The sequence below is a fragment of the Kitasatospora sp. NPDC057015 genome (assembly GCF_042673745.1).
Lineage (GTDB): Bacteria > Actinomycetota > Actinomycetes > Streptomycetales > Streptomycetaceae > Kitasatospora.
Genome location: NZ_JBHUSG010000027.1, coordinates 33,688 through 41,657, shown reverse-complemented (window position 1 = coordinate 41,657; position 7,970 = coordinate 33,688). Strand labels below are relative to the sequence as shown.

Below are 7,970 nucleotides of genomic sequence, written 5' to 3'. Positions count from 1 at the left end.
CCATGACCAACCCCTTCGACGACCAGGACGGCACCTTCCTCGTGCTCGTCAACGACGAGAACCAGCACTCGCTGTGGCCGCAGTTCGCCGACGTCCCCGACGGCTGGACCGCCGTCCACGGCCCCGACACCCAGGCCGCCTGCCTGGAGTACGTCGAGCAGTCCTGGACCGACATGCGGCCCAAGAGCCTCGCCGACGCCATGAACGCCCAGCGGTAGCACGGCCGACGTGACCTCCACCGACACCCTGGACGGGGCCCGCGACGCCGCGGGCCCCGCCCGGCCCGACGACCTCGCCGCGGCACTGCAGACGCCCGAGGCGCGGCGGGACCCGTACCCCTTCTACGCCCGCATGAGGCGCGAGCAGCCCGTCCACCGCAGTGACCAGGGCATCTGGTACCTCACCCGGTACGCCGACGTCGAGGCAGCCCTGGGCGACCTGCGGCTGTCCAACGACCGGGACCGGATGACCCGCGCCTACGTCGCGCTCGGCGGTGACCTGAAGGCCTTCAGCCGGCTCTCCGACCGGCTCGGCCGGGTGATGTCCAACACCGACCCGCCGGACCACGCCCGGCTGCGCAAACTGGCCAACCGGGCCTTCACCGCCCGGCGGGTCGAAGCGTTGCGCGACGGCATCCAGCGGATCGTCGACCGGCTCGTCGACGAGGCGGTCGCGGCCGGGCCGACCATGGACCTGATCGAGGCGGTCGCCTCCCCGCTGCCGATGTCCGTCGTCTGCGAGCTCTTCGGCATCCCGGCCGAGGACCTCCCGCAGGTCAACTCCTGGTTCCACCGCTTCGGCCGGCTCAGCGAGGACATCGACAAGTCCGAGGAGGCGATCGGGCAGTACGAGGAGTACCTGTCCGGGCTCATCCGGCAGCGCCGACGCGAACCCGGCGACGACCTGATCAGCGCCCTGGTCGCGACGCAGGCGCAGGACGACCGGCTCACCGACTCCGAACTGCTGTCCACCTGCTTCGTCCTGATCACCGCCGGCGACGAGACCACCACCCACCTGATCGGCAACGGCGTGCTGGCCCTGCTGCGGCACCCCGACCAACTGGCCCGGCTGCGTGCGGACCCGGCGCTGATCCGCGGCGCCGTCGAGGAGCTGGCCCGCTACGACACGGTGACCCAGGCGATCGTCCGGGTCGTCGCGGAGGATCTGGAGATCGGCGGGCGGACGCTGCGCGAGGGCGAGCTGGTGTACCTGTTCCTCGGCGCGACCAACCGCGATCCCGAGCGCTTCGAGGACCCCGACCGGCTCGACCTGTCCCGCCCCGGCAACCGGCACCTGAGCTTCGGCAACGGCCCGCACTTCTGCCTGGGCGGACCGCTGGCCAAGCTCCAGGCGGAGGTGGCCGTCGGCACGCTGGTCCGCCGGCTGCCACAGCTGCGGTTGGCCGACGGGGCGGTGCTGGACTGGCGGCCCAACCCCCTGCAGCGGCGGCTGAGCACCCTCCCGATCACCTACTGACCACGAACGACGACGAAGGAGTACCGCCCATGGCCCGAGAGTTCGAGGTCCGCCGGGAGCAGGACCTGCCCGCCACACCCGAACAGGTCTGGGACGCGGTCGCCACCGGCGCCGGCAACCTCGGCTGGCTGTACCCCATGGAGGTCGAGCCGCGCGTCGGCGGAAAGGCCACCCGGGGCGACTCCACCGTCGTGGCCTGGGAGCCGCCGCGGCACTTCGCGGTCCGCGCGACGCAGGACGGCGGCTTCTCCAACACGCTCACCTACCGGATCGAGCCGGCCGACGGCGGCACGAGCCGTCTGCGGATGGGGATCCACTGGGTGCACACCGGCGTCGTCGACGACGCCTGGAGGTGGGACGCCAAGTCGGACGCGGCCGAGAAGCACGTCGACCTCTACCAGCACGGCCTCGCCGAGTACCTGCGCCACTTCGCCGGCCGCCCCGCCGTCTACGTCAGGGCCCAGCGCCCCGAACCCACCGCCGACCCGGCCGACTTCGCCACCCTGCGCCGCCGCCTCGGCCTTCCGGAGGGCGCGGCCGTCGGCGACCGGCTGTCGCTCCGCGTCCCGGGCCGGGACAGCGGCCCGGAGGAGGTGGTCGTCGACTGGCTGAGCACCGACTTCCTCGGGCTGCGCGGCCCCGACGCGCTCTACCGGTTCTTCAACGGCAGCACCTGGAACGTGCCGATCTGGCTGGGTCACCACCTGTTCGCCGAGGACGCCGACGAGGAGCGGGCCACCAAGGCGTGGAACGCCTGGCTCAACGACACCCAAGCCTAGGACCTTCGATGGAAACCTCTGTGGAAACCTCTGTGGAAACACTGCTCTACGCCGCCGAACTCGTCGAGGAGAACGGCAACTACACCCTCCTCGTCCAGGACGTGAGGCGGGACACCGTCCAGAGCACCCCGGTCCCCAGGACCATGGTGGACAAGCTCCCAGTCTTCCTCTCGGCGCTCAGCGCCAAGCTCGCCTCCGCACCGGCGCGCAGCCGCTGGTAGACCACTGCGGCCGGAGGCCGATGCCGTCCGGGGGCTTCCGCGAGCCCGGACGGCATCGGCATCGGCGCCCCTGCGGGCTTGTCACCCGGGACGAAGGGCTCCGAAGCGGCGGCTGGACGGTGCGAAGCACTGCGCGATGAACGTCCTGTACAGCCTCCGCTCGGGAAGAGCGAGGCCACAGGGCGGTTCGTGCTGTCGGCTGGGGCCTGCTGACCTCGGGAACCTCTCGCCACAAGCCGAGGCGGCTGCCGTCAGTCCTCGTGGCCCTCCCCGTCATAGCCCTCCTCGTCATCGTCATCCTTTTCGAGGCAGAGCGCCGCGAGCCGGGGCAGCCGCCGTCGCATCTCACCGGCGTCTGAGAAATCCCACGTCTCGCCCATGTCGGGCTCGACGTCCTCGCACTTCGGCCGGGAGGCCGCCCGGGCCTCCTGCGCGTCGTAGTAGCTGTCCTTGACTCCGGTGACCCGGTCGTAGGCTCCCAGCGCCGCGTAGTTGGCATCCTCCTGGAGGAGGGCCTCCTCCAGGTCGTCGACGGAGCCGGAACTGCCGACCAGCGGGTGGTCGGCGAGGGAGTCCGGCGAGGCCGCCACCCGCTCGAACCACTCCCGGCCGAGGCTGATGAGGCCCGTACGGAAGTCGATGAAGCCGTCGTCGGAGAACCAGCCGCCGATCAGGTGGAAGGCTGCCCACACGTCCCAGCGGTAGACGGATCCGTGGACCGCGTGGAAGCGCTCGTCGTAGTCGAGGATGCGCTCCAACGGCAGTTCGGCCAGGACGTCGGTCAACGCCTCGTCGAAGGGCTTGTCCGTCGCCGCGCGCGCCGTCTCGATGACGGCCCAGAACTCGTCGGTCTCCATGGCCGGGGACTATGCCAGACCGCGCTGACAGGCCACCAACGAGCGCGCGGCGGCGACTTGGCAGATGGCGATGGCAGCTTCATCGGTTCTCCGGGACCCGCCGGCACAGGGGACGGCTAGAGCAGCGGGCCGGTCAGCGGCAGGACCACCTTGCAGGTGACGTCCCGGGGGTGGGCCGGGTCGAGTGTGTTCAGCACGTCCGTCAGTGCGATCGGGTCGTCGGCCAGCTCCAGGTGGTCGGTGGCGTCCAGCAGGCACTGGTCCTGGACGGTGAGAAGATCTGGGAGCAGACCCATCCGCCGGTGCTTCAGAGGGAGAGGGCGAGCATCGGCCCCCGGGGGCCGAGTCCGTACTGGCCCGAGGCGTAGCTGCTGTTCCCGGCGGAGATCTCGCCGGTGACGGCGACGGTGGACAGGCCCTGGGTGGCGGAGGCGGGCGAGAAGGGCGGTACGACGTGGTCGAAGAAGCCGTCGTTCTCGTCGTAGGTGATCGGCAGGACGGTCCTGGCCCACACGGCGGGGCCGGCGGTCAACGCGTCGAGGACCTGGGAGATGTACCAGGCACCTTAGATGGCAAGCCGGTTGGGGTGTTCGCAGAAGGCCTCGGGGGCGGCGATCCAGGAGACCTGCGGGAGGGTGCCGTTGGTCACGTCGGCCTTGAGGCGGTCGAGGTAGTCGTCGCCGCCGGCGCGGGCATTGTCGTAGAGCGGCTGTCCGGCGGTCGCCTTGCGGGACTGGTTGAAGTAGAGCAGTGAGGTGTCGCCGTAGTTGCCGATATACGGGTCAGTGGTCCGGCCCCGACCGCCCGCCGCGTCCAGACCCGTGCCGATGTCCTGGTAGGCCTTCCAGGAGATGCCGACCTTCTCAAGGATCTCGGGTAACGTCGTCCAGCCGTAGCCGTTCTCCTCGTTGCCGAGCACCGGGTCCTCGATCGCCCGCCGGGGTGAGGCCGCCGTTGCCGGAGTGCGCCTCAAGCACACGGCGCACCCGTTGGGTTCCCCCGTGCTGTGCGGCCACTGTCCTGCTGATGACCTGCATGTCGTTGCCGGCGGGTCGTCTCGTCCTTCCTGTTCTCAGGCCGCACGGGGGCGCCCCTGACTATTGACTGTTCCTCGCTGCCGAAGTCGCTGCCGTCTCCACAACGTGCTGTGTCCGGGACCGACAAGGGCCGGTCCCGGACACAGCACGTTCCTCGGGAGAACCGCTGTGGTTCTCCCGAGGAACGGTCCAGCCCTACACCTCCTGCCTTCCGGGTGTCATCAGGTCAGAAACCGCCACCGCTGACTGGTGGCGCTGCTGCAGGTGTTGAGGATCAGCAGGGTGCCGTTGGCGGTGCCCCCTCCCGTGGTGTCCAGGCACTTGCCGAGGGCCTTGAGCTGGCCAGTGGCGGGGACATAGGTCCACTGCTGGGCGTTGGTGCCGTTGCAGCTGTAGAGCTGGACGGTCGTGCCGTCGGCGCTGGACGCCCCTCGCACCTCCATGCACTTACCGACGGCCTGGATGGTTCCGCCACTGGGGTACGACCAGCTCTGGGCTGCGCTGCCGTTGCAGGTGTAGAGCTGCAGCGGGGTGCTGTCGGCGGTGCTGCCGCCGGTGATGTCGACGCACTTGCCGCTGGCGGTCCCGACGGTCGGTCCGGACGGCGGCGTGGCCGGTGCGAGGGTGGCGGAGTGCCAGGTGATGTTGCCGTTGGTTCCGGAGTAGGAAGTGTCCACCACGTACTGGACGGTGAGGGCCTGGCCGGCGGACAAGGCCGCGAACGTCAGGTCCGCCACGCCGTAGGCGTTACCGGACGGGGAGTCGAGGTATCCGGTGTAAGGGGACGCGCTCCCGTCGCTGAGGGAGGCCGTCAGCTTACCCTTGGCCGACCATGCGCCAAGGTAGACCCGCAGTCGCTGGCGGACGGTGGAGGCCGGCACGGTGATCTGGAAGCCGTTGCCGATGGACCGCACGTAGACCGCCGTGGGGCTTGCGGTGGTCGATGCGGTGGGAGTCCCGCCGGTCCAGCTGTAGGTCACCTGGCTGTCGGCGAGCCGGACGAGCGGGTTGCTGCCGATCACGCTCAGGTTGCTGATCGCCTGGGTGGCACCCGCCTTGTGGTCGAAGCTGCTGGTGTCGTTGAGGCCCCAGTGCGCGAAGTCGGTGGTGCCCTCTGCGGTGAGGTTGACGTTCCCGGCCGGCTGCGGGCTGACCGAGGCGGTCAGGGCGCCGCCCGTGGAGCCGTTGGACGAGGTCAGGGTGTAGGTGCCGCCGCTGGTGGTGGTGAAGGTGTAGCGGTCGCCGGACACGGTGGTTGACACGGTGGCGCCGTTGGAGTCCTTGACGGTGACGGTGGATCCGGGCCAGGGGTTCAGCACGGTCACCGGGCCACCGGCGTTGTCGGCGGTGAGGGAGACGTTGGAGGCGGAGGTGCCGTTGTAGTCGGCGCTGACCAGGAATCCGCCCTTGGCACGCAGGTTGCTGAAGTGCGCGGGCCGGTTGGCCGGGTAGTCGGGGAACAGCCGGATGGTGCCGTTGACGGACTGCAGGAGCATCGCGTTGATCGCGTCGGTGGCCCCGACGGTCTCCAGGGCTCCGCCAGACTGGTAGATACTCAGGTTGGGCTGGGAATAGGTGGAGATGACACTCTTCATCTGCGCGAACAGGGCGTCGGCGGGGTAGCCCATCTGCGCGGCGATGCCGAAGCTCTTGGCGAAGTTGTTGCCCTGGGTCCAGGAGTTCATGACCGAGAGCGTGTGGATCGCGGTCTGACGAGCGGCAGCCGGGGAGTCCAGGTTGAGCTCGTCGAACGGGTGGATCCACTCGAGGTTGCACACGGTGCGCCCGAGCACTGCGGAGAAGGGCGTGTCGTAGTCGCTCGGGTACACACTCTGCCCGTCGAACGTTGTGGTGGCATACGCGGGGAGGTTGTTCAGGATGTCCTGCCAGGCCGGGCGCAGGGAGCTGTCGATGCCGAGGGTCTGGCTGTAGGTGATCGCCGACTTGAGCATCAGGTTGACGGCTGCGAGGTCGACCGAGTCGTCATGGGTCCAGTCGCCCTCGTAGGCGGCGCCCATCAGGTGGTACTTGCCGTCGGCCTGCTTGGCTCCGAGGTAGTCCTGCCAGAACAGGACGTTCTGCTTGATGAAGGGGTAGAGGGTCTGGCTCAGGTAGGTGTTGTCGGGGCTGTACTCGTACTTGGAGATCATCGGGACGGCCGCGTAGCTGGCGTCGACGGGCTGGTTCCACCACGTCTTGTCGGTGATCGAGCCGGCCGGGCCGATCCCCACCGGGAAGAGGTAGCCGTGCGTGGTGTTGGCGAGGGCCGCCTTGAACTGCGTGCTGTAGGCCGCGCCGCTCACGGGTATCGACTGGGATCCGGCGAGCAGGGCCACGGCGGTGTTCCGGAAGTCCGTGATCGACTTGACGTACGGGTCTACCAGGCTGCCGCGGTTGCTGGAGAAGGCCCCGTAGTAGGGGGCCTGGTCGTTGTAGTTGAGGTGGTAGTCGCCCGCCCAGGCCGGCGAGTCGGTGGTGGTCCAGGCGCCCCAGAGGCCCGGGGCGGTGCTGCCGCTGCGGGCGGCGCTGCCGAGCAGGTACTGGGCGCCGTAGTAGTACTTCTCCATCGTCGTGTCGTAGACGCGGACGTTGGACTTGAGCCAGTAGTCCTTCCACCAGGACTGGTGCCCGGTCAGGAGGGAGGCGACGGCGGAGTCGGTGAGGCCGGCCACCCCGTTCTGCGCGTCGGCGACCGCGGTGGTGGAGTTCATGCCGCCGTTGACGGAGGAGACGAGGGTGACGGTCTGGCCCGGGCTGACGGCGAACGCCGCGGTGGAGGTACCGGTGGAGTTCGTGCTCGTCGTCGCCGTCGCGTTGAGGACGCGGGTGGCGACCGCGGCCCTGGACACCCACTGGCTTCCCGCGTCGCTCTGGGAGGAGCGCGAGGCCCACAGGGTGGATCCGTTCACCCCGGAGGCCGCCGGGTAGGCGCCGTTGGAGCCGTCCGTCCAGGTGTCCACGTTCAGCGTCACCGAGCCGGAGCCGCTGGTGGTGAGCTTGGTGACCAGGATGTCACCCGTGTCGGAGGTGAAGGTGACCGCGTGGATCGGTGCGCCGTTGATCACCAGGTCCGAGGTCACCTGGGCGTTCAGCAGGTCCTGGGTCTGGCTGTATGTGGTGCCGGACGTAGCACCGCCGGCTGGGGCCCGCAGGGTCAGGCCTCCGAGTGCGATGGCGTGCACCCCGTGGCCGGTGGAGTTGTTCCAGAAGTCGTTCTTGGACATGTAGAGCTTCAGGCTGTGGCTGTCACCGCCGACCTCGACGCCGAGGTCGCCGTTGCCCAGTAGCGGACCGCCGGGGAACGTGCTGGTGACCTGGTTCGTCGGGGGCGCGCTCCAGGTCGCGGCGAGGGTGGGCAGCAGAGCCTGGAGTGCGGCCCAGTCCGAGCTGCTGGAGGGGACGGTCATCGGGACGGCGTCCGCTCGACCGGTGCCCGGCAGAACCAGGGTGGCCGCGACGGCCAGCACGGTTGCTGCGAGGGTCGCGGGCCTTGCTCGTCCGGGTCTGGTGCGTGGTGCCATGGCAGTGCTGTCCTTCCAGGTGGGGGAACCTGCGCAGGTTGAGCGGTGGTGCATCCGCTGCCCCGTTGTGGGCGGGGCA

7 protein-coding genes and 1 pseudogene are annotated in these 7,970 nt (G+C 69.6%); 4 read left to right on the top strand and 4 right to left on the bottom strand.

The features are described 5' to 3' along the window. Window positions 1-2 precede the first annotated feature (2 nt). Genes ACFTWP_RS23785 through ACFTWP_RS23770 form a run of 4 tightly spaced genes read left to right on the top strand, consistent with a single transcriptional unit; the run spans window position 3 to window position 2,476 of the window. Entirely contained in the window at window positions 3-218 is a 216-nt protein-coding gene (locus ACFTWP_RS23785; RefSeq protein WP_380266711.1) for an MbtH family protein, read from the top strand. A gap of 10 nt (window positions 219-228) precedes the next feature. Then, window positions 229-1,476: a cytochrome P450 gene (locus tag ACFTWP_RS23780; RefSeq protein ID WP_380266710.1), complete on the top strand. Its 1,248-nt coding sequence runs from the start codon at window positions 229-231 to the stop codon at window positions 1,474-1,476. Window positions 1,477-1,505: 29 nt separating this feature from the next. Continuing rightward, window positions 1,506-2,255 carry an SRPBCC domain-containing protein gene (locus tag ACFTWP_RS23775; protein WP_380266709.1) on the top strand — a complete coding sequence of 250 codons (750 nt, stop codon included), beginning with the start codon at window positions 1,506-1,508 and terminating at the stop codon, window positions 2,253-2,255. 20 nt (window positions 2,256-2,275) lie between these two features. Continuing rightward, window positions 2,276-2,476: a hypothetical protein gene (locus ACFTWP_RS23770; RefSeq protein WP_380266708.1), complete on the top strand. Its 201-nt coding sequence runs from the start codon at window positions 2,276-2,278 to the stop codon at window positions 2,474-2,476. Between the two features lie 251 nt (window positions 2,477-2,727). Here the strand turns inward: ACFTWP_RS23770 and ACFTWP_RS23765 are convergent, their stop codons facing one another. From ACFTWP_RS23765 to ACFTWP_RS23750, 4 genes and pseudogenes are all read right to left on the bottom strand, one after another. Continuing rightward, complete coding sequence (locus ACFTWP_RS23765; RefSeq protein ID WP_380266705.1) at window positions 2,728-3,333, bottom strand: DUF4240 domain-containing protein; 606 nt, start codon at window positions 3,331-3,333, stop codon at window positions 2,728-2,730. 116 nt (window positions 3,334-3,449) lie between these two features. Next, window positions 3,450-3,629, bottom strand: a complete 180-nt coding sequence (locus tag ACFTWP_RS23760) for a hypothetical protein (protein ID WP_380266704.1) — start codon at window positions 3,627-3,629, stop codon at window positions 3,450-3,452. A 14-nt stretch (window positions 3,630-3,643) separates the two neighbouring features. After that, a pseudogene (locus tag ACFTWP_RS23755) lies at window positions 3,644-4,255 on the bottom strand (alkaline phosphatase family protein); the annotation flags it as partial. Window positions 4,256-4,591: 336 nt separating this feature from the next. Continuing rightward, on the bottom strand, window positions 4,592-7,891 hold the full coding sequence (locus ACFTWP_RS23750) for a ricin-type beta-trefoil lectin domain protein (RefSeq protein ID WP_380266703.1): 3,300 nt from the start codon (window positions 7,889-7,891) through the stop codon (window positions 4,592-4,594). Between the last annotated feature and the right edge of the window lie 79 nt (window positions 7,892-7,970).